Consider the following 21,468-nt stretch of genomic DNA (forward strand, 5'->3'; position numbering starts at 1 on the left):
CCTTTCTTGTGCAGGGGGAACGGTGGATCAGCCGCCGATCGAAGCGATCAGCGGAGCATTGGCGTTCAGCAGGTCCCGGTACTGACCCGAGACACCGTACTGGTCGGCCAGGGCCTGGCCCGCGGCCTTGGCCTGGTCGACGGCAGCCTGGACATCGGTCTTCGCCTCGGCGGGCAGCTCGACCGGCAGTTCGACGGCGGGCTCTTCGGCCACCTCGGGCTCGGACGCGCCCGACTGCAGGAACTGGCCGCAGTGCGGCCACGCGCCGACGCCCTGGCTGGCGAGCACGTTCTCCGCGACGCGGATCTGCTCTTCCTTGCTGGCGTTGTGCGCCGAACCCTGGCCGCCGTTGGCCGCCCAGGTGCTCTGCGAGAACTGCAGCCCGCCGTAGTAGCCGTTGCCGGTGTTGATGCCCCAGTTGCCACCGCTCTCGCATTGAGCGACGCCGTCCCAGTTGTAGGCGGCGGCGGAGGCGGTGCCGGTGGCGAGGCTGAACGGAACGGCAACCAGGGCGCCCGTGATGGCGGCGACGCCAAGTGCGCGGGTGCTGAATTTCCGGGTCTCAGTCATGGGGGAGACGCTAACCAATGAATCGGCACCGATCACATCTTGATAACGAGCGGATTCTATGAATGGAATAGGCGTCTTATCAATGTTTACGCTGCATAGCCAGTGGGAATACCTAGATTCCGGTCGGTCTGTTATTGGTCCGTTATGTGTTCGGGATCACGAGGTGATAGTGACGCCGCTCACCGAAACTCGCCTCCGACGCGCGTGGTTGCCAGAATGTGTGATGGCTGCCACATTCGATGACCTCGACGTGTGGTGTTGCGCGGCGAATCGGTCGGAAAACTGGTGCTGACCTCGCGATTTGGCACCTGCTCGCACCTGTGTGTAATGTTGTGTTCACACCGACGCGGGGTGGAGCAGCTCGGTAGCTCGCTGGGCTCATAACCCAGAGGTCGCAGGTTCAAATCCTGTCCCCGCTACAAAACGAAAGGCCCGGAACCACTGGTTCCGGGCCTTTCGCGTTATTCGAGACTAAGCGTCGAGGTCGCTGGCGACGAGCTCGGCGATCTTGTCCAGGGTCGGCTGATCGTCGCTGGTGATGGTCACCTCGGCGCCCTGACCTGCGCCGAGGGTCATGATCATCAGCGCGGAACCCGCGTCTACCGGGTCGCCGCCGGTGACCGCGATGGTGACGGGAACGCCCGCCGCGCCGACCGCTTCGGCGATCAGGGCCGCGGGGCGCGCGTGCAGGCCGACCGAGGAGCCGACGGTGACGGTGGTGCTTGCCATGGGATATCTCCTTGTGTGCGAACGGATTACGCGGTGGTGAGAACAGGGGCGACGGACTTCTTGCCGGTGAATTCCTTGGCGAGGGTGACGCAGGCCGCGGCTACGAGGGTGCCCGCGACCAGCGACACCAGGAACCAGGCGAGATGCCCGATCGCGAAGAACACGAAGATGCCGCCGTGTGGCGCGCTCAGGGTGACGTCGGTGGCCATGATCAGCCCGCCGGTCACCGCACCGCCGATCATCATCGACGGCAGCACCCGCAGCGGGTCGGCCGCGGCGAACGGGATCGCGCCCTCGGAGATGAACGAGGCACCGAGCAGCCAGGCGGCCTTACCGTTCTCGCGTTCGGCCTCGGTGTAGAGACGGGGGCGCAGCAGGGTCGACAGTGCCATCGCCAGCGGTGGCACCATGCCCGCGGCCATCACCGCAGCCATGATCCGCAGGGTCGCGGTGTCGGTGACCGACAGCCCGGCAGCGGCGAACGAGTAGGCGGCCTTGTTGACCGGACCACCGAGGTCGAAGCACATCATCACGCCCAGGATGACACCCAGCGCGATGGCGGAGGTGCCGGACAGGCCGTTGAGCCAGTCGGTGAGTCCGCTGGTCACGGCGGCAAGGGGCTTGCCGAGCAGGACGAGCATCAAGACGCCGACGATGGCCGAGGCCAGCAGCGGGATGACCACCACCGGCATCAGCCCGCGGGCCCACGTCGGTACCGGCAGCTTGCTCACCCACAGGGCCGCGAATCCGGCCACCAGGCCGCCGACCAGGCCGCCGAGGAATCCCGCGCCGACGAAGACCGCTATCGCGCCTGCGGTGAAACCAGGCGCCAAGCCGGGACGGTCGGCGATCGCGAAGGCGATGTATCCGGCCAGCGCCGGGACGAGGAAGCTGAAGGCGAGTGAGCCGATCTGGAAGAGCACCGCACCGAAATAGGTGGCCAGACCACCGTCGGGCAGGTCGGTGATCGAGTTGTCGAGCACGATCGTTTTCGCGCTGTCGGAGATCTCGTAGCCGCCGAGCAGGAAGCTCAGCGCGATCAGCAGACCGCCCGCGGCGACGAACGGGATCATGTAGCTCACACCGGTGAGCAGGATCTGTCGCAGGCGGGTGCCCCAGCCGATGCCCTTGGCCGCTGTCTGCGAGGGCGCGGGCACGGGCGCGGCGCCGCCGACCGTGGCGGCACCCGGGGTGGTACTCGCCGCGACGGCCTCGGCGATCATCGTGTCGGGTTCGTTGATGGCGCGTTTGACGCCGGACTCGATCACCGGTTTGCCCGCGAACCGGCCGCGGTCCTTCACCCCGACATCGGTGGCGAAGATGACGGCGTCGGCGTCGGCGATCGTGGCCGGATCGAGGGTGTCACCGCCGCTCGAGCCCTGGGTTTCCACCGCCACGTCGACTCCGGCGCGTTCGCCCGCGGCGACCAGGGAGTCAGCCGCCATGTAGGTGTGCGCGATGCCGGTGGGACAGGCGGTGACGGCGACGATCTTCTTCGGCGCGCCGGTCGATGCGCTGTCGGCCGGCGAACCGCTCGTGGTGGCATCCCCAGCTGAGGCCGAGCTGTCGGCGTCGCCCGCATCCCCGATGGGCGCGGCCGTGCCGCCACCGGCTCCCGCGCTGGAAACAGCAGCAGCACCGACGCCGTCATCGTCGGCGGATAGACCGGAGGCGGGAGGCGTGGCCGGTTCTGAACCCGCCACGCCTGCGTCGGCCGCCGAACTGGACCCAGCCGGACTCGTCGAACCCGCAGCGGTCGATCCGGTCGCGGCTGGTGGGGGATTGATGACGCCGTCGACGAGGGCGACCACGGCTGCCGGAGTCGTGGCCGCGCGTAGATCGGCGACGAACGCGGGCCGGACCAGTGCGCGAGCCAGCGAGGACAGCAGTTTCATGTGTTCGGCCCCCGCGCCTTCCGGGGCGGCGATCAGGAAGACCAGGTCGGCGGGCCCATCGGGGGCGCCGAAGTCGACGGCGGGGGCGAGCCGGGCGAAGGCCAGCGACGCTGTGGAGACGGCAGCCGCTCGGCAGTGGGGGATCGCGATGCCGCCGGGTAGACCGGTTGCCGATTGCGACTCCCGCGCCAGCGCGGCCTCCGCGACCGCGGCGGCACCGGTGGCGCGGCCCGCGGCGGCGAGTTTCACCGCCAGCGCGGTGATCACCGCGTTCTTGTCGGCGCCGAGGTCGGCGTCCAGTGCGATCAAGTCGGGAGTGATGATCGAATCGGCCATCGTCGTGTCTTTCCGGAGTGGGGGTGGAGCGGGCAGGGATGGGGTTCTGGGCGGATCAGTCGGGGCGAGTGGCGAATCCGTGCGATCGAGAGCCAGGTGGCAGCCGCACGGTCGAATTCGACGGCGATGGTCGCGGCGGGATTCCGTGCTGTTCTGGGGCGGTCATGGCGCGGGGTGTTCGGCGGCGGTGAGTGGGTGGGCCGTGACGGCCTCGAGGATGATGTCGGCGGGGCCTGGCAGTTCGGTGCCGGGCAACGCGGTCGCGGCGCTGCCGTAGGCGACGGCCGTGCGGAGGCGATCCGCGGGGGAGGCGCCAGCGAGGTCGGCGAGGAGGTAGCCGGCCAGCGCCGAGTCGCCTGCGCCGACGGTGCTGCGTGGGACGATCGGCGGGGCGGCGGCGAACCACGCGTTTTCGGCGGTGACCAGGACCGCGCCTGCCGCGCCGAGGGTGGCCAGGACCGCGCCGACGCCACGATCGATCAGGGTCGAGGCGGCTTCGGCCGCTGCCGTGGGAACTTCGAGGTCGACGGCATCGAGACCGGTGAGCTGGGCCAGTTCCGCCGAATTCGGTTTGATGAGATCCGGTGTGGCAGAGACTGATTCGGCGAACAGCGCGAGCAGCGGGGCATCGGAGGTATCGACGGCGACGCGGGTGCGGCGAGTTCCGTTCCCGCGCAGCATGGACAACGTCGCGACGAGCCGCGCGTACCAGTCGACGGGCACACCCGGCGGCAGCGACCCGGACAGCACGATCCACTCGGCCCCCGCGGCCAGCTCGACGAGCACCGCCGTGAGCTCGGCCAGATCGCGCGCCGTCAACGGATAGCCGGGCTCGTTGATCTTGGTCGTGGTGCCGTCGGTTTCGGCGATGGTCAGATTCACCCGCGGCCCGCCCGCCACCGGCACCGTGCGGAATTCGATTCCCGCCGTGCGTAATCCGTGCACCACCGGGTCGTCCTCGGCCCCTGGTAGTACAGCCAGCACCGGCGCCCCACTGCCGGCCACCACCCGTGCGACATTGACCCCCTTGCCACCGGGATGCGACGTGACGCTCGCCGCGCGATGCACCTGCCCGCGCCGCAACGGCTCGGTGAGGGTGACCGTGCGGTCGACACTCGGGTTCGCGGTCAGCGTGACGATCATGCGAGCACCACCTCGATTCCTTCGGCGACCAGTGCCGCGTGCGCGGTGGCCGGGATGTCGGTATCGGTGACCAGGACGTCGAGATCGGCGGCATCGCCGAAGCGCACGAAGTCCTCGCGCCCGATCTTGCTCGCGTCGGCGACCACGACGACCCGATCGGCGGCGGCGATCATCGCGCGTTTCACGGCCGCCTCCTCCGGGTCGGGGGTCGACAGCCCGTGCCGCACGGTCAGCGCGTTGGTGCCGAGAAACGCGACGTCGACCCGCAATTCGCCGAGCAGCCGCAAGGTCTCGGCACCGACGGCGGCCTGGGTGATTCCGCGAACCCGCCCGCCGAGCAGGTGCAACCGCACACCGGCGAACCCGGTGAGGCGGGTGGCGACCGGCAGCGAGTTGGTGACGGCGACCAGGTCGACGTCGATCGGCATGGCCGCGGCCACCCGTACCGTCGTCGTGCCCGCGTCGAACAGCACGCTGCCGCCGGGGCTCGGCAGATACCGCTGCGCGAGTTCGGCGATCCGGTCCTTCTCCGCGGCGCGGGTGCTGTCGCGCTCGGCGGTGCCCGGTTCGAACGTGGTGAGCGCACCGGCGCCGACCGCGCCCCCGTGTACCCGCCGGATCACCCCGAGCCGGTCCAGCACCGCGAGGTCGCGGCGCACGGTTTCGGTGGTGACCCCGTACTGGTCGGCGAGTTCGGCGACCGAGACGCGTCCACGGTGCCCGATGAGGGTCGCGATCGCCTGCTGCCGTTCCTCGGCGTACATGGGTTCCTCCGGTCTCCGTGAATCTGTACTCATGTTGTTTTATGCCCATTTGTGTGGGTTTGTCAATGAATTTTGGTGAGCCGAGTCACAAATGTTGCCGCTGACTATCGAGGAAAAAGTGCCTGCCGTCACACCCCGGCCACGCGGGTGTTCGGCATCACCGGGGAAGTCTGTGCAGGTCAACGGCTTTCGCATCGGCTTTCACATCGCTGTTACGCACCTCGTCCAAGATCGACACGAATGCCACAGACGCTGACTCGCATGTGGCGATTCGCAGTGCGACCCCGTGTCACCGCCCTGGCCTGCGAGGTATGCGGCAGACTGCCGCATCCGGGACGGACCAGGCTCACGCTCGCCAAACTCGCCGCGGTGTTCCCGGTGGAACTGGCGCTGCACGCCCTGGTCGTGCACCTGCATCCGCCGTACCTGGTGACCGTCACGCTGCTGACGATCACCACCACGATCCTGGTGATCTGGGTGGTGGAACCGTCGGCGATGCGGATGCTCGGCGGCTGGCTGCACAGCCCGGAACTACGCCATCGCGATCGCCTCGACTCCGCGCCCGCGCTCTGGCGGATCCGCGTGCGCCTGGCCGACCGGCCCGGCGCGCTCGAGACGCTGGCCAAACAGCTCGCCCACCGCGAGGCCAACATTCTCACCGTGCACGTACACCAACTCGAGGACGCGGTACTCGACGAACTCGTCGTCGCCGCGCCCGCCGAGGTCACCGCGCACGCGATCACCGCTGCCGTGGAGCACGCGGGAGGTTCGGGGGTGCGGGTCTGGCCCGCGACGGTGCTGTCGCTGATCGACGGACAGACCAAAGCGCTCGCGATCGCCGCCCGCATCGTCGGCGATCCGGACGAATTGCCCTTGGCCGTCGCCGAACTGCTCGGCGCGCGCTACCTCGCGCCGGGCGCTCCGCAGGTGAGCGAACCGGGCGAGGGCACCCTGCTGGAATTGGACCGCGACGACCGTCGCTGGGGTTTCGTGCGCCCGGACGAACCGTTCACCCCCGCGGAGATCGCCCGCGCGCATCGGCTCGCCGATCTGGCGGCGCTCACCGCACGGCGGCGGTGAGGTTCAGTCGAAGCCGAGGTCGCTGGTGAGTGGATCGCGCAGGGCACCCTCGGCGGCCCGCAGTCGATCGGTGACCGAGGTCAGCAGATCCATCGAATCCTGGGAGAGCCCGAGCGCGAGGCGGGTCAGATGGCGGATGGCATCGCAATGGAAGCGGTCGGCGAGTAGGGCGTCCGGATCGGCGGGCGCAGCCGAGTGTTCGACGACGGTCACGACAGGGGCACTCACAATCTCGTATTTTCGAGTATGACGCACCTTACATCCCCCCTGCGGTCCGTGAACCCCGGTCGGCGTGCGAAAGTGCTGCAATGAGTCAGTTCGCCGACTATCAGAACGAGATCTACCTGGCCGCGCTCGGTGGGATCCAGCCCGAATTTCCCATGGATTACGCGACGCTCGAACGCAAAGCCACTGCGGCACTGCCGGATTCGTTGCTGAACTATATCGCCGGTGGGGCGGGCGACGAGCTCACGCAGCGGCGTAACGCCGAAGCCTTCGCGGACTGGGGTCTGGTGCCCCGGATGCTGGTCGGCGCCACCGAGCGCGATCTCACCGTCTCCGCGTTCGGCCACACCTTCGCCGGCCCGCTGTTCCTCGCGCCGGTCGGAGTGATCGGTCTGGTCGGCGAGAAAGGCCACGGTGATATCGCGGTCGCCGAGGCGTCGGCGCAGACCGGTGTGCCCGCGATGTACTCGACGCTGATGGAGGATCCGCTCGAGGACGTGCGTCCGCACGCAGGCGACACGCCTTCGTTCTTCCAGCTCTACACGCCGAAGAACCGTGAGCTCGCCGAGAGTCTGGTGCACCGCGCCGAGGCCGCGGGCTACGCGGGTATCACCGTCACCCTCGACACCTGGGTGCCCGGTTGGCGGCCGCGCGACCTGGCCAGCGGAAACTTCCCGCAGCTGCGTGGGCATGTGCTGAAGAACTACACCAGCGACCCGGTCTTCCAGAAGATGGTCGGCTCCGACGACCCCAAAATGATTGTCCTGCACTGGATCGCGACCTTCGGTAACTCGTTGACCTGGGACGACCTCGGCTGGTTGCGTTCGATCACCGATCTGCCGCTGATCCTCAAGGGCATCTCCCATCCCGAGGACGCGCGCAAGGCGATCGACTTCGGCGCCGATGGCATCTACTGCTCCAATCACGGTGGGCGCCAGGCCAACGGTGGTCTGAGCGCGCTCGAGACATTGCCCGCGGTCGTGGCCGCCTGTGACGACCGGGTGCCGGTGTTGTTCGACTCCGGGGTGCGCTCGGGTGCCGATGTGGTGAAGGCGCTCGGACTCGGTGCGACGATGGTCGGGCTCGGCAGGCCGTATGTGTACGCGCTCGCGCTGGGCGGGGTGCGCGGTCTGGTGCATCTGCTGCGCAGCTACGCCGCCGAAGCGGACCTGTTGATGGCGGTCAACGGCTATCGCGATGTGGCCGCGGTGCGCGAGAACATTCGGCCGACCACGCGCGGTAACGCCGCTCGCGGCTGAGGGGTGTCGCGGCCCGGAATTCCCGCGCAGGAGGGGGATTTCGGGCCGTGTGGGCGGCTCGGGCGAGAACTTGTCGGTGCCGTGCGGCATCATCGGTGCCACACACCACGCAGTAGCACCAACCCCCGGAGTCCACGATGTCCTCGCCGAGCACCAAGTCCGCATCCCGCCGATCAGCACCGCCGGTACTGTCCGACGCCGAGCTCGCGCGTATCGCAGGCGAGCTCGCCGAGGGCAAACCGCCGATGGTGTGGTTCACCGCCGCCGCTGTCGGTGTCGCCGAGGGGAAGTCGGGCAAGGTGGTCGCGCTCGATGACCCGTCCGCCGGCGACTTCCTGCAGGTGCGGCCCACCGGTTCCAAAGATGTGCTCTCGTTCGGCCCGAGCGAGGTGACGCTGACCAAGCCGGCCCGCGGGACTACGGTAGCGCCGGGCGGATCCGCACGGACCCGCCCGGAAAGTGTCCCCGCGCCGAGCAACCGAAAGGACAACACTGTGACCCAGCCGTCGACCCTGCCGAGCACTGCTACGCCCGCGCCGAGGTCGCTCGCCCCGGTATCCGATGACGCCCCCAAGCCCGCGTCCGCGTCCGCTCCGGCGACACCGCGGCCCGCGAAAGCTCCTGCGGTGCGCAAGGCTAAGGCTCCCGAGGTGACCGTCACGCTCACCGGCACCGCCGACGGTGAGTGGACCGTCGATGTGGTCAACGGCAAGAAGCGCAGCGTGAAGGGAATGGCTGTCAGCAGCGCCGCCGTCGCCCAGGCCGCGAAGATCCTGCATCCCGAGGTGGAGGAAGTGGTGGCCGGGATTCTGGAGGCTGCTCGGGGGGTTCAGCAGGCGAAGGTCGCGCAGCTGCAGGCTGAGCTGGAGGCGGCCCGGAAGCTGTTGGAGGAGTTGGGGGATTGAGCACGTCGGAAGTCGCGCCCACTGATCAGGGTTACCTGCGGCGGCCGCCGCGCGGCTCGCGAACATGGATGACCAAGGAGTGACGATGCCGATCGCCACACTGCGAGGCGTGACTCTGGACTGCGCCGATCCCCGGGCTCTGGCCCGGTTCTACCAAGAGCTGACAGGCATGCGGATCGGCTATGACGCTGACGATTTCGTCGCCCTGACCGATGGTTCGGGTTGCGACCTGGGCTTCCAACGGGTCGACGGATACCGGGCCCCGCGGTGGCCCGGTCAGGACGTGCCGCAGCAGTTGCACCTGGACTTCGGGGTCGAGGACCTCGACGCGGCGGAGAAGTTGGCGCTGGGGTTCGGCGCGGTCAGGCCGGACCACCAGCCGGGCGGCGAACGGTGGCGCGTGCTGCTGGATCCGGCCGGTCACCCGTTCTGCCTGGTTGGCAGCTGATAGCGAGAGGATCTCGCCACCGCACACAACGGGCCGACATGTCCGGTTTCGTCCCGGAGATTCCGCACGCGCACATGACGCAAGGCCGATAGCGAACAGTCGAGCTACCTGGCGACTCGCTGAATTCGCGGGGACGCGGAACTGAGGTGCGCGCGGCGGGGGGTGGGCTTTCGCAGTTCGTCGTGGAAGCTGAGGCCGAGGCGGTATTCCTTGGCGTGGTACATCGCCGCGTCGGCGGTGCGGATGAGGTCGTAGATCGTTGTCTCGGTGGGGCGGGTGGTCAGGCAGGCGACGCCGATGCTGGCGGTGATGGGGATTTCACCGCAGCTCAGTTCGAAGGGGCGGATGAAGGCGCCGAGGATGTGTTCGGCCAGGACCGCGGCTTCGGTGCGGGTGCGGGGGCCGAGCACGACGAATTCGTCGCCGCCGTAGCGGGCGGTGAGGTCGGCGCTGGTGGTGGTGCGGCGGATGCGGGAGGCGGCGTTGGCGATGAGTTCGTCGCCGACGGCGTGGCCGTAACTGTCGTTGACCATTTTGAAGCCGTCGAGGTCGATGAACAGCAGACACACCGGTTTTCCGGCCCACTGCTCGCGGTAGCGGTTGGGTGCGCGCAGCAGGGCGGCGCGGTTGAACAGGCCGGTGAGCAGGTCGTGGTCGGCCTGGTAATGCGCTCGGCGTTCGCTGCGCATGCTGCGGGCGATGGCGCGTTCGCTACGCACCAGCACCCCGACGAGCAGCATCGTGAGCAGCGAACAGATCACCACCCGGTCGAGGACCCCGAGGTCGGCGCCGACCACGCTGACCAGTGAGGCCGCCACCAGTGCCACCGCGATCATCCCCGCCCGCTGCCGCGATCGATGCGGTCCCACATCCTCGGCGTCGCGCAGCGCGCCCATCGTCGGCTGTACCGCGGCCAGCCCGGCCAGCAGATACGCCCACTGCTGCGGCACCACCGCCACCTCGGGATCTACCGCGATTGTGCCTGCGGCAGTGAGGCTTTCGAGAAAGCCGCCGATGAGCACGGCGATCAGCGCCGCCTGCAACAACCGCAGCGACGTCTCCGAGCGAACCACTGTGGCCAGTGAATGCGCGAGCACCGTGGCAAGCAGGGCATGGATCACCGGATAGCTCGCGGCCAGCGCGGTATCGACGAACCCGGTGCCCTGCCGCAGAATCGGCGAGATCAGGAATGTCCACGAGGCCAGCAGCGCGCTGAGTCCGATGAGCGTCGAGTCCAGCCACAGGTCGCGCGCGTTGCGGAGTCTGTGCGGCTGCAGCCAGCCGACGGCGGCCAGGCCCAGGCACAGGGAGGCGGCCAAGGTACACAGATCGTCGACCGGATGCCAGCTCGGGTGCAGCCCGAGCGCGCGTATCGCGGTGCCGGTGGCGAACAGCGGCACCGAGGCGGCCAGCAGGTACCAGGGCAACCGGTGCGTGGGCCGATGGCTGTACATGCCGTATCCGATCATCGCCAGCGATCCCGCGACGATCACGATGAGCAGCAGAAACGGCAGCGCCCGGCCACTCGCCAGCGGCGCGAGCAGCACGGCCCCCGCCGCGCCGAGCAGCAGCACGCACCGTCGCAGGCTTCCGTAGCGTCTCTCGCTGATGATCATCAGCCCCCCTCGATCTTGCTGCGCACGCGACGAACGTCGATCGAATGAGAGGCCGGTGAATCACTCGAAGTATCGGCCGAGAACACCGAGTGTTGTTGTTCGAGCACAATCCCCAGCCGACAAGCGCCGACGCTCAAAACCTTTACAACTCAGTCGATCATGACACGTCCGTGGCTCTGCTGTCGATGCGTTGCGGGCATTGCCGGATACCGATTCGGTACCCGGTGTCCCGCGAGTGCTTTACGCGGTGTTCGGTGGTGACATCGTCGCAGGAAGCGGAAGGGAAGTACGGGTGGACAAGTGGATCGCGCCGGGCCGGGTCAACATCATCGGCGAGCACACCGACTACAACGACGGGTTCGTACTGCCCATCGCGCTGTCGCTCGGTGTGGTCTGCGCGGCCGGACCGCGCGGTGACGGGCTGGTGCGGCTCACCTCGGCACAGCGGCCCGGCGATGTCGTCGAGGTGCGGGTGCGCGATCTTGTGGCGCAACGGGATCGATTGCCCGGCTGGGCACGCTATCCGCTCGGCGTCGTCGACGAGTTCGTCCGCGGCGGCCATCGAGTCGACGGGGTGTACCTCGAACTCGACGGCGCGGTGCCGATCGGTGCGGGTCTGTCCTCGTCGGCGGCCCTGTGCTGCGCGGTGACGATCGCGCTGCGCGATCTGTTCGCGCCCGAACTCACCGATCGGAACATGGTCGAGATCGCCAGGGCGGCGGAGAACGGTTTCGCCGGAGTGCCGACCGGTCTGCTCGACCAGTCCGCCTCGATCCTGTGCACCGAAGGCCACGCCCTGTTCCTCGACATCCGTGCGTTCACCAGCGCGGAAACCACTGCCGCCGAACAGATTCCGTTCGATCTCGACGCCGCCGGATTGGCGCTGATCGTCGCCGACACCGGTAACCCGCACGACCTGGCCGACGGCGGATACGCCGAACGCAGAGCGCAATGCGAAGCCGCCGCCGACGCGCTGAACCTGCCCGCCCTGCGCGACGCCACCGCCGAAGACCTTCTCCACCTGCGGGATCCACTACTACGACACCGCGCGAGGCACGTGGTCACCGAGAACGCGCGGGTACTCGCCGTCGCCGACCGGCTACGCACCGGTGCGGACCCGAGGGCGATCGGTGAGCTGCTCACGGCCTCGCACCGATCGCTGCGAGAAGACTTCGAAGTATCCGCGCCCACCCTGGATCTCGCGGTCGACGCGGCACTCGACGCGGGCGCCCACGGTGCGCGCATGGTCGGCGGCGGCTTCGGTGGCAGCATCATCGCCCTGGTCGACCACGCCGACCAGGTCGCCGAGTACATCATCAACCGGTTCACCACCACGGGTTTCGCCCCGCCCCGTGTCTTCACCGTCGAGCCCGCCGCGGGTGCGCACAAACTGGATTGAACAGTTGTCCTTTTGTTCAGCACCCCGGATCCATGGCCTCACGCTTCGACGGCGCCGGGGATTCCTTCCTCGACAACGAAACTCGCGCGCGTGCTGATCGGGGCGCCCGGTCGCCTGACGTACGGGACGACGCGGAAGTCGTTGCGCCACTGCCGATGGTCGAGGTCGACGCGGACATAGCCGCGCTGGCGGTTGTAGAACTTCATGTCCGGGTTGGCGGCCAGCAGGGCGCGGCCCGCGTCGGTGAGGTCGGCGCCGTCGCTGCCGGTGCTGATCGAGGTTCCGGTGAACTCGGTTGCTACGACGGGGGATTCGGAATCGGCATAGTCGCGGCGTAGGTCGGCGACGTAGTTCTCGTGGCGGTCGCCGGTGATCACGACCAGGTTCTCGACAGCGCGGTCGGCGGCGGCGGCCAGCACCGTATTGCGGTCGGCGACATAGCCGTCCCACGCATCCGTGCCGAGCAGCAGGTCGGGGCCGGGGTCGTAGTCGGACTGGGCCATGGCGACCTGGTTGCCGAGTACCTGCCAGCGGGCGGTCGAGGTGGCGAAGCCGTCGACGAGCCAGTCACGTTGGGCCGCACCGAGAATGGTGCGGTCGGTGGCGAACCGGTCGGCGCATCCGATCACCGCGGAGCCGTCGCCGCAAGCCTGGGGGGTGCGGTACTGCCTCGTGTCGATCATGGTGAACTCGGCCAGATCGCCGAACCGGTAGCGCCGGTGCAGGTGCATCGACGGGCCTGCGGGCAGCTGGGCCAGGCGCATCGGCTGGTGCTCGTACATGGCCTGGAAGGCGGCGGCTTTGCGGCGCCGGAACAGCGGCGGGAGGCGGTACACGTCGAGTCCGAGGCCGGGACTGTCACCGGCCCAGTTGTTGTCGAGTTCGTGGTCGTCGAGGGTGACCAGCCAGGGGAACGCCGCGTGCGCGGCTTGCAGCGGCGCTTCGCCCTTGGCCTGGGCGTAGCGCAATCGGTAGCCGGCCAGATCCACCGCCTCGCCGGCGAGTTGCGGCGGCATCCGCGCGCCGCGGCGGGCGAGGACCCAGGAGGATTCGTAGATGTAGTCGCCGAGATGGACGACGAGGTCTAGGTCTTCGGCGCTGAGATGCTCATAGGCGGTGTAGTAGCCCGAACTCCACGACTGGCACGACGCGAAGGCGAACCGGAGCCGCTCGGTCGGGCTGTTCGGTGGCGGCGCCGTGCGGGTGCGGCCGATCGGTGAGATCGCCGAGCCGGCCCGGAATCGGTAGTAGTACCAGCGATCCGGTGCCAGCCCGGCAACCTCGGGATGCACGCTGTGGCCCAGTGCGCGGGTGGCCACCGCCGACCCCCTGGCCACCACTTTCGTGAACCGTTCGTCCTCGGCGACCTCGTAATCGACGGTCACCGCGTCGAGGGCCATCCCGCCGTACCCGTCGGGTGCGAGCGGATCGGGGGCCAGGCGCGTCCACAGCACCACCCCGTCCGAGGTCGGTTCGCCGGACGCGACCCCGAGGGAGAACGGTTCGCCGAGCCACCGGGGCGCGGCGAACCTCGCACTGCTCACCGCCGACACCCCCACCAGCGCGGCGATCGAACCTGCCACGCCGGTACGCAGGAGTTGTCGACGGGACAGCGGCATCATCGGATCCTAGGGGCCCAGTCCGCGCGATGCGGTGTCAGAGCCGGAAGATCCGCGAACCCACAGCCCAGCCCGCGCTGGACCAGTTCGGACCGAAGCACGCCACCGTGCCCGCCTGGCCGACGGGCAGATCCTGGCGGATCGTGAACGGCCCGACGGCGAAGGGCGCGATGTTGTATCCGATGCAGTCGACCTCGAGCCGGTAGGTGCCCTCGCCGCCGTAACATCCACCGTTGAACGCCCACGGGCCGTTCATCGACCCCTGGCAACCGGGATCAGCAGCGGCAGTACCCGCGGCGACACCGGTCAAGGCGATCGCGACGACCGGAGCGGCCAGGCACATCGCAACTGCGCGAGCTGAGGTTCTCATGGGGAAGCTCCGATCATCGAGGTTCATGGGTTACATGGGATGTTTCCTCGATAGTTAGCCATGCGTTACACCTTCTCCGCACGCGCGGCGAGTCCCAATGCGATATCGATCAGCAGGAAGACGAGCAAACTCACCCCGATCAGCGGGATGAACCAAGCGAGAGCGACCGCCGCGCCGACCAGCGGAACGGTGATCCATGCCGACGTGCGGCGCAGCACCCCACGCCGTGGCGGGACGGGCAGCGCGGCCCTACGGGTGGGGCGACGCTGCCACCACATGCGGTAACCGAGCACGATCACGGTGACGAGGCCACCCATGATCGCGAGCAGCAGCAGCTGGTTGACCAGGCCGAACAGCAGACCCATGTGGAAAGCGATGCCCCAGTTGGTGAGCTTGGCCATCAGCGGCCAGTCGGCGAACGCCAGTCGATCGGTGACCGTGCCGGTCGACCCGTCGACGGCGAGCGAATCGATTGTGTAGGTGCCGGGCAGGCGCCGTTCCTTCACGCCGAACGCCTTCGCGGGCGTTGCCGGGATGGAGATTTCCGCGCCCTGGGTGATGCCGCTGGCACGGGCAACGTCGTAGACCCGATCGAGTTGTGCGATCTGAGCCGCGGGGTCTACCGGTGCCGGTGCGACGTGGCCTGCGCTGTGGTGGTCACTCGGCGCCGGTGCGGCACCCGCGGACCCGGCACCCGGCAGGGCGACGCTCACCGAGGGTGTGGTCCAGCTGAGTTCCTCGCGCAGCTTCGTGACGTTCTCGCCCGCATAGGTCGACCAGGTCATGCCGGTGGCCGAGAGCAGCAGCACCACGGGCAGGATCCACACGCCGATCGCGCCGTGCCAGTTCATCTTTCGACGCCTGGTCTGGGACAGATCCGGCTTGAGCAACCACTGCGCGGACCTGCGGTCGCGCCGTTTACGCACCCGATGCACCCACAGCACCAGCCCGAACAACGCGATCACCCACAGCCACGACGCGGCCAGTTCGCTGTAGAGCCTGCCGGGTTCGCCCAGGTGCAGGCTGCGATGGAACTCGCTGAGCCAGGTCCGCAGCGGCAGCGCGCCACCGCTTCCGTAGACCACGGACTCGCCGACCGACTGGGCGGTGTGCGGGTCGACGAACACCGACAGCCGCTCGGAATCGCCGAGCGTCGGATCGTTGAACAGGACGCGAGTGGTGTCACCCTCGTTCGGTGCCGGGGCGACCGCGACCAGCGTCAGATCGGGACGGGCCGCGACAGCCGCCCCGACCTGGGTCGACAGGGCTTGCTCGGGGCCGGTGGTTTCGACGCGGAGCAGATCGCGCGAGACGAACCCTTCGATCGTCGGCGCGATCGCGTAGAGCGCGCCGGTGAGCGCGGCGATCAGGATGAACGGTGCGATGAAGATTCCCGCGTAGAAATGCAGGCGCAGGGCCAGCGGGTAGAGATGGAAGCCGCGGCGCGAGCCGGAACGTGGACGTTCACCGGAGACCGGTGGTGCCGAGGGGGAGTTCTCCTCGGCCGGACGAGTGTCCGTGATGCTCATGCTGATTCATTTCTGGAGTACTTGGACCCGGTGGGCACAGCCGATCGCACATCGAGGCACCGACAATTCGGCGGACGCTCGATGCGCACGGGGCAGTGCACGGCGAAGAATCCGTGCACCGGGTGAGGGAGAGTTCAGAAAGGAATCGCGAGCGGGGGAGCGCGGGTGCGCAGCGACGGCGTGGCGAAGATTCGCAGGATGACGCGGTCGCGGTAGGTCAGGCGCAGGGGCGCCGGGTCGGGGATGCGGGGAGTTCGGTAGCGCAGCGGCAGAATGCGCGCCAAGACGGCGCTGCCGATCCGGTACGCGGCTTCGGCGCCGACGATCACCGCGGCCGCGAGCAGTGCCGCGACCGTGTGAGCGGTGAGCATGCCGAGTCCGAGGGAATCGTCCGCCGAGTGCGAGTGCCCGGACCAGCTCATCGTGGTGTGGCCGATCAGCTGACCGCCCAGCAACACCGCCGCCAGTCCGAGCGCACCGCTGCGCAGCGGACCCACCCCGGCGACGAGTGCACCGACAATCGCCGAGGCCGCCGCCAGCAACACGATCGCCGTGCTGCCCGGCAGCGCCCCACCGGCGGCCATACCGTGCGCCGCCAACGACAGCGCGCCCGACATCGAGCCCGCGCAGGCGCCACGCAGCCGCGCGCCGACAGCACGCGACGGCGCGGACGCCTGCTCGAACCCGATGATCACGCGCTGATAATAGTCGACGGCAATCGCCCGCCCGACACGATCGGGCGGACTATGGTTGCCTGCTCAGTCCGCCTCGACCGCCATCTCGACCAGTGGCTTGCGCAGCAGCTTGCCCGTCGCGTTGCGGGGCAGTTCGTCGACGAAGATCACCTCGCGCGGCACCTTGTAGCGGGCCAGGTTCTCGCGGACGAAGTCCTTGATCTCCTTGGCGTCACGCTTGGACTCCGGGCCGGGCACCACGATCGCGCGCAGCCGTTTGCCGTAGTCGTGGTCGTCGACACCGACCACCGCCGCCTCGAACACGTCGGCGCGACCCGCGATGAGGTTCTCCACCTCCAACGGGAAGACGTTCTCGCCGCCGGAGACGATCATGTCGTCGTCGCGGCCGTCGATGAAGAGCAGCCCGTCGGCATCGAAATGGCCGACGTCGCCGCTGGACATCATCCCGTCGACCATCTCCTTGGTCCGGCCGTCGGTGTATCCGGTGAACGCGAAGCCGTTGTCGACGAAGATCGTTCCGGTGACGTTCGGCGCGGTGATGGGCTTGCGGTTCTCGTCGAGCAACACGATCCGGATGCCGACCGGTGCCTTGCCCGCGGTGGTCGGCGCCTTGCGCAGATCCTCGGGGGTGGCCACGGTCATCACCGCGCATTCGGTGGACCCGTAGAGGTTGTAGAGCGAATCACCGAAGTAGTCGAGGGTTCGGGTCACCACGTCGGGCGCGATCGCCGAGCCCGCGGCGAAGATGACCTTCATCGTCGACGGGTCGTACTTCGCCAGGATCTGCTCGTCCAGATCGAGGATGCGCTGCAACATGGTGGGCACCACGACCAGCGAATCCGCCTTGTACTTCACCACATTGGCGAGAGTCTGCTCCGGATCGAATCGGCGCTGCTGGAAGATGACCCGGTTCCCGAGGGCGAGCCCGAGGGTGAACTGCGACAGGCCGGTGCCGTGGAAGATCGGCGCCGCCATGATCATGGTGCCGTTGTTGGGCAGCGGCACCCGATCCACGAACTGCGCCGAGGCGAACGGGCTCACCTTGTCGCGCGGTGCGCCCTTGGGGGTGCCGGTGGTGCCGCTGGTCAGGATCACCATGCCGCCGGGCTTGCTCGGCGCGTCGACCGCGGCGTCCGAACGGCCCGCCGACAGCGACGCCACGGTCGGGATCGACGGGTCGGCGCCGTGCGCTTCATCGACCCAGGTGAGTACGCGCGGGATCTCGGTGGGGATGGCGCTCATCAGGTCGAGGAACTCGCTGTCGTGCAGCACCGCCTTGACCTTCTCGCGGGCGGCGACATCGGCGAACTGCGGCTTGGCGAACCCGGTGTTCATCAGCACCGCGCGCACGCCGAGCTTGCCCGCCGCGAGCAGGCTCAACACCATGCCGCGATGGTCGCGGGCCAGCACGGCGACCACGTCGCCCTCGCTGATCCCGCTGGCGCGCAGGCCGCGGGCGAACGCGTTGGCCTGTGCGTCGAGTTCGCCGAAGGTGATCTCACCCAGCTCGTCGACGATCGCGCCTGCCTGCGGCCTGTTCTGCGCGGCGTGCATGACGACGCCGGCGAACGGGCCGAACTTCGAGACATTGCGGAACGAACGGGCGGCGTGGTCGAGGCGCAGCGGATTGAACAGCTTGCGATCCACCATGACCTTGACGCCGAGCGCGAAATCACCGGCACGTCGGGCGGTGGTACCTAGCGCGGGCAGAGACAGAGACATCGAACAGCCTTCCGGCAGACCGAGCCCGCGCAGAACCGCAGGCCGGACCGCGTCTTCGAGATCCAGTGCTGTTGCTAACACTAGCAAGCGATCCGGCCGTGCTGTCTACTCCGTAGTAACCCGGGTCTATCCCTGTGAGACCTCATAGTCGATGAGGGTGCGGCGCACGATCTTGCCGGTGGCGTTGCGGGGCAGTTCGTCGAGGAAGACCACCTCGCGCGGCACCTTGAACCTGGCCAGATTCGCCTTGACGTGCGCCTGGATCTCGGCGGCCTCGATCGCCTGGCCCTCTTCGAGAACGACGAAGGCGCGCAGGCGTTTTCCGAATTCCGGGTCGTCGACGCCGATCACCGCCACGTCGAAGATCTCGGGCCGCTCGACCAGCAGGTTCTCGACTTCCTGCGGGTACACGTTCTCGCCACCGGAGACGATCATGTCGTCGTCGCGGCCGTCGACCATGAGCAGCCCGGTCTCGGTGAAATGGCCCATGTCGCCGCTGGACATGAACCCGTCGATGATCTGCTTGTGCCTGCCGTCGGTGTAGCCCTCGAACGGCGCGCCACTGCGCACGAAGATCCGGCCGCGCGCGCCCGGCGTCTGGACCGGCTGGTCCTGCTCGTCGTAGAGGCGGACCTCGCAGGTGATCGGCGACCGGCCGACCGTTCCCGGCGCCTCCGCCAGCTCTGCCGGGTTCGCGATGGTCGCGATGGCGACCTCGGTCGACCCGTAGAGGTTGTAGAGCACCGGCCCGAAGGCCTCGGTGGCGCGGATGCACAGTTCCGGGGTGAGCGCGGAACCGGCGAAGAGGATGACCTTCAGCGACGACAGGTCGTATTTCGCGCGGACCTCCGGCGGCAGCTCGGTCATCCGGTGCAGCATCGTCGGCACGCAGACGAGCATCTCGACCTTGTGCTCGGCGATCGCGGCGAGGGTGGCCTCGGCGTCGAATCGGCGGCGCATCACGATCTTGTTCGACAGGATCGTGTTGACCAGCCAGGTGCCCAGACCCGTGCTGTGGAAAATCGGCGACACGATCATCGCCGTGCCCCGCCTCGGGAAGGGCACGCGGTCGACGAACTGCGCGGTGGCCATCGGCGTGACCTTGGTGCGCGGTGCGCCCTTCGGCAGGCCGGTGGTGCCGCTGGTGAGGATGATGAAGCCGCCCGGCTTGCTCGGCGCGGGCAGATCCTCGGTGGCATTGTTCGCGATCAGATCGTCGAATGTCGTCGCACCAGGCGGAAGCGCGGTGCCTTCGTCGACCCACGTGAGGTAGCGCGGCAGGTCGGCGGGCAGTGCGTCGAGCAGGCTAAGGAACTCGCTGTCGTGTAGCACCGCGCGTACGTTCTCGCGTTCGCACACCTCCGCGAACTGTGGCTTGGCGAAGCCGGTGTTCATCAGCGCGATCCGCGCACCCAGCTTGCCCGCCGCGATCATCGACATGATCAGGCCGCGGTGATCGCGGGCCAGCACGGCGATGACCGTGCCCTCGACAATCCCCGCTTCACGCAGGCCACGGGCGATGGCGGTGGACTGCTCGTCGAGTTCGCGATAGGTCAGCTCACCGCGCTCGTCCACGAGGGCCACCTGATCGGGGGCGACACGGGCCGAATGGCGCACGAGGGTGGCCTGCGGGCCGTAGATCTTGGATTCCTTCATCGTCCGCAGGGTCTCGAGCGGCTTCTTGGGATCGGAGACCCCGCGTGCGCGCAGTACGCCGATCGCCTTCACGCTTTCGCGCAGATGTGACATGTTCACTCGACTACCTCCGCTGCTTTGATCACTCGACGCTCACCGTATCAGTCGATGTGCGTTGCGTCACAGTAGTCTATACGGACAATTAGGACATCTTATGAAGACGCCGCCCAGGTCAGCGCTGCGCGGCGGCCAGTGCAGCGAGTAGCGGGACGAGCCTGCCCTCCGGTACCTCGAAGCGGCCGAGACCCGCGGTCTGCAACCAGCCGACCGCGGCGAGCTGGCGCAGATGCTGGTAGATCTCGGCCGAGGTGCCGAGTTCTTCGATCGCGGCGAGATCGGCGGCGGTCCTTCGGCCGTAGACGATCTCCTGCAACAGTCGCAGGCGCACCGGGTTTGCCAGTGCGGCAAGACAATTGGCGGCCTCGATAGTCCAGACATCGCCGACGATGGCATCGGTGGCGTACTGGGCCTGCCAATCGAATCGCTCGCCGGTCGGCAATTGCAGCGCGCCCGCCAGCAGCACGCCGCCGGTGCGCTGCCCGGCATCGGCGAACTCCTGCCGCAGCCGTGCCACCGCCCACGGCAGCTGTGCGTCCTCGGGTTGCGCGCTCTCCAGGGCGGCAACACGGCGTTCCAGTTCTTCGAGTCGGTCGACCAGATCCTCCACGCCGGTCAACCTACGCCACACCGAAGCTGTTGCGCTGCATCATCGAAACGACAACGCACCCCGGGGCCGCGTGGACCCGGGGTGCGCGGTGGGCGAAAGTTATCGCGTGACAGCGCCGAACGAGGGCTGCTGGATCGTGCCGAGCTGGTAGGCGAACCCGTCCGGGTGCGCCTCGCTGACCGGCACGGACCAGCGGTGCCACATGTTGCCGAAGACCGCGGCCACGATGAGCCCGCCGCCGGTGTTCAGCGATGCGGTGCGGATGGTGGTGTCCACCGGCACGTCCTGGTGTTCGGCCAGGACCGCGGTACCGCTCTGCCCGCTGGACAGGTTCAGCCACATGACCTCGAGCTTGGCGCCGGCCTGATTGGGCGAGATGGTGCCCGGCCCGCCGAAGAAGCCGAAGCGGAAGCCGTCGATATCGAGGGCGATGCCCGAGCCGTACACCCCGGGGCCGCCGCCGTTCTGGCCGATGTCGGAGGTCGCGGGAATCTGGTACGGCTGCGCGGGCAGTGCGACGTCGACGGTGCCCGTGGCGGTGAGCTTGTCGAGGGCGGCGAGTGCGCCCGGATTGTCCTTCACCGACGTGCGCAGCTGTGCGACGGCCGAGGCCACATCGACAGTCTGCGGTGCCGGATCCGCGACCGCGGGGCCCGCGAAGACCATGGCGGCGGCGGCCGAGGTGACGGCTACCGCGGTGGTGAAGCGACGCATGAAACTCAGATGATGCATAACCAGCTCTCCTAGAGTGTTCCTGGTACTGCTTTCCCTGGTAAATCGTCCGCTGTGCACCGTACCGACA

At 68.3% G+C, this 21,468-nt stretch carries 20 protein-coding genes and 1 tRNA gene; 6 read left to right on the forward strand and 15 right to left on the reverse strand.

Annotated elements, in window-relative coordinates; translation table 11 throughout:
* Positions 1–27 precede the first annotated feature (27 nt).
* Positions 28–570, reverse strand: coding sequence for a transglycosylase family protein (locus ACFWPX_RS10950; protein WP_378927242.1), 543 nt, complete (start codon positions 568–570; stop codon positions 28–30).
* 345 nt (positions 571–915) lie between these two features.
* On the opposite strand from ACFWPX_RS10950, the gene ACFWPX_RS10955 reads away from it, so the two are divergent.
* A tRNA-Met gene (locus tag ACFWPX_RS10955) sits at positions 916–989 on the forward strand.
* Positions 990–1,041: 52 nt separating this feature from the next.
* Here ACFWPX_RS10955 and ACFWPX_RS10960 read toward each other — a convergent pair.
* The 4 genes from ACFWPX_RS10960 to ACFWPX_RS10975 form a co-directional block, all read right to left on the reverse strand.
* The gene (locus tag ACFWPX_RS10960) at positions 1,042–1,299 is read right to left on the reverse strand and encodes an HPr family phosphocarrier protein (RefSeq protein WP_378920463.1); all 258 of its coding nucleotides are present in this window, start codon (positions 1,297–1,299) and stop codon (positions 1,042–1,044) included.
* A gap of 26 nt (positions 1,300–1,325) precedes the next feature.
* Entirely contained in the window at positions 1,326–3,530 is a 2,205-nt protein-coding gene (locus tag ACFWPX_RS10965; RefSeq protein ID WP_378927243.1) for a fructose-specific PTS transporter subunit EIIC, read from the reverse strand.
* A 162-nt stretch (positions 3,531–3,692) separates the two neighbouring features.
* Complete coding sequence (locus tag ACFWPX_RS10970; RefSeq protein ID WP_378927244.1) at positions 3,693–4,673, reverse strand: 1-phosphofructokinase family hexose kinase; 981 nt, start codon at positions 4,671–4,673, stop codon at positions 3,693–3,695.
* The gene (locus ACFWPX_RS10975) at positions 4,670–5,437 is read right to left on the reverse strand and encodes a DeoR/GlpR family DNA-binding transcription regulator (RefSeq protein ID WP_378927246.1); all 768 of its coding nucleotides are present in this window, start codon (positions 5,435–5,437) and stop codon (positions 4,670–4,672) included. Before ACFWPX_RS10975 ends, ACFWPX_RS10970 begins: the two co-directional genes overlap by 4 nt.
* A gap of 261 nt (positions 5,438–5,698) precedes the next feature.
* Between ACFWPX_RS10975 and ACFWPX_RS10980 the strand changes: the two genes are divergently transcribed.
* On the forward strand, positions 5,699–6,517 hold the full coding sequence (locus tag ACFWPX_RS10980; protein ID WP_378927248.1) for an amino acid-binding protein: 819 nt from the start codon (positions 5,699–5,701) through the stop codon (positions 6,515–6,517).
* A 3-nt stretch (positions 6,518–6,520) separates the two neighbouring features.
* On the opposite strand, the gene ACFWPX_RS10985 is transcribed toward ACFWPX_RS10980, so the two are convergent.
* Positions 6,521–6,745, reverse strand: a complete 225-nt coding sequence (locus ACFWPX_RS10985; RefSeq protein ID WP_378920896.1) for a hypothetical protein — start codon at positions 6,743–6,745, stop codon at positions 6,521–6,523.
* 80 nt (positions 6,746–6,825) lie between these two features.
* Between ACFWPX_RS10985 and ACFWPX_RS10990 the strand changes: the two genes are divergently transcribed.
* From ACFWPX_RS10990 to ACFWPX_RS11000, 3 genes are all read left to right on the forward strand, one after another.
* A complete protein-coding gene (locus ACFWPX_RS10990; RefSeq protein ID WP_378927249.1) occupies positions 6,826–8,001 on the forward strand; it encodes an alpha-hydroxy-acid oxidizing protein in 1,176 nt (391 codons plus the stop codon).
* 137 nt (positions 8,002–8,138) lie between these two features.
* Positions 8,139–8,906, forward strand: coding sequence for a DUF6319 family protein (locus ACFWPX_RS10995; RefSeq protein WP_378927250.1), 768 nt, complete (start codon positions 8,139–8,141; stop codon positions 8,904–8,906).
* 85 nt (positions 8,907–8,991) lie between these two features.
* The gene (locus tag ACFWPX_RS11000) at positions 8,992–9,354 is read left to right on the forward strand and encodes a VOC family protein (RefSeq protein WP_378927251.1); all 363 of its coding nucleotides are present in this window, start codon (positions 8,992–8,994) and stop codon (positions 9,352–9,354) included.
* Positions 9,355–9,458: 104 nt separating this feature from the next.
* Here ACFWPX_RS11000 and ACFWPX_RS11005 read toward each other — a convergent pair whose 3' ends face one another.
* Positions 9,459–10,970 (reverse strand): diguanylate cyclase, encoded by a 1,512-nt coding sequence (locus ACFWPX_RS11005; RefSeq protein ID WP_378927252.1) that lies wholly within the window; start codon positions 10,968–10,970, stop codon positions 9,459–9,461.
* Between the two features lie 292 nt (positions 10,971–11,262).
* Between ACFWPX_RS11005 and galK the strand changes: the two genes are divergently transcribed.
* The gene (gene galK / locus ACFWPX_RS11010; RefSeq protein WP_378927254.1) at positions 11,263–12,369 is read left to right on the forward strand and encodes a galactokinase; all 1,107 of its coding nucleotides are present in this window, start codon (positions 11,263–11,265) and stop codon (positions 12,367–12,369) included.
* Between the two features lie 38 nt (positions 12,370–12,407).
* Here the strand turns inward: galK and ACFWPX_RS11015 are convergent, their stop codons facing one another.
* The 8 genes from ACFWPX_RS11015 to ACFWPX_RS11050 form a co-directional block, all read right to left on the reverse strand.
* On the reverse strand, positions 12,408–13,988 hold the full coding sequence (locus tag ACFWPX_RS11015; RefSeq protein WP_378927255.1) for an alkaline phosphatase D family protein: 1,581 nt from the start codon (positions 13,986–13,988) through the stop codon (positions 12,408–12,410).
* A gap of 37 nt (positions 13,989–14,025) precedes the next feature.
* Positions 14,026–14,358: a hypothetical protein gene (locus tag ACFWPX_RS11020; RefSeq protein WP_378927256.1), complete on the reverse strand. Its 333-nt coding sequence runs from the start codon at positions 14,356–14,358 to the stop codon at positions 14,026–14,028.
* 65 nt (positions 14,359–14,423) lie between these two features.
* On the reverse strand, positions 14,424–15,887 hold the full coding sequence (locus ACFWPX_RS11025; protein ID WP_378927257.1) for a PepSY-associated TM helix domain-containing protein: 1,464 nt from the start codon (positions 15,885–15,887) through the stop codon (positions 14,424–14,426).
* A 134-nt stretch (positions 15,888–16,021) separates the two neighbouring features.
* Positions 16,022–16,582, reverse strand: coding sequence for a hypothetical protein (locus ACFWPX_RS11030; RefSeq protein WP_378920879.1), 561 nt, complete (start codon positions 16,580–16,582; stop codon positions 16,022–16,024).
* Positions 16,583–16,645: 63 nt separating this feature from the next.
* Positions 16,646–18,304: an acyl-CoA synthetase gene (locus tag ACFWPX_RS11035; protein WP_378927258.1), complete on the reverse strand. Its 1,659-nt coding sequence runs from the start codon at positions 18,302–18,304 to the stop codon at positions 16,646–16,648.
* A gap of 126 nt (positions 18,305–18,430) precedes the next feature.
* Positions 18,431–20,053 (reverse strand): acyl-CoA synthetase, encoded by a 1,623-nt coding sequence (locus tag ACFWPX_RS11040; RefSeq protein WP_378927549.1) that lies wholly within the window; start codon positions 20,051–20,053, stop codon positions 18,431–18,433.
* Between the two features lie 118 nt (positions 20,054–20,171).
* Positions 20,172–20,666 carry a helix-turn-helix domain-containing protein gene (locus tag ACFWPX_RS11045; protein ID WP_378920875.1) on the reverse strand — a complete coding sequence of 165 codons (495 nt, stop codon included), beginning with the start codon at positions 20,664–20,666 and terminating at the stop codon, positions 20,172–20,174.
* A 99-nt stretch (positions 20,667–20,765) separates the two neighbouring features.
* Positions 20,766–21,398 carry a hypothetical protein gene (locus ACFWPX_RS11050; RefSeq protein WP_378920873.1) on the reverse strand — a complete coding sequence of 211 codons (633 nt, stop codon included), beginning with the start codon at positions 21,396–21,398 and terminating at the stop codon, positions 20,766–20,768.
* Positions 21,399–21,468 lie beyond the last annotated feature (70 nt).

It is taken from the genome of Nocardia sp. NPDC058518, assembly GCF_042719655.1.
Lineage (GTDB): Bacteria > Actinomycetota > Actinomycetes > Mycobacteriales > Mycobacteriaceae > Nocardia.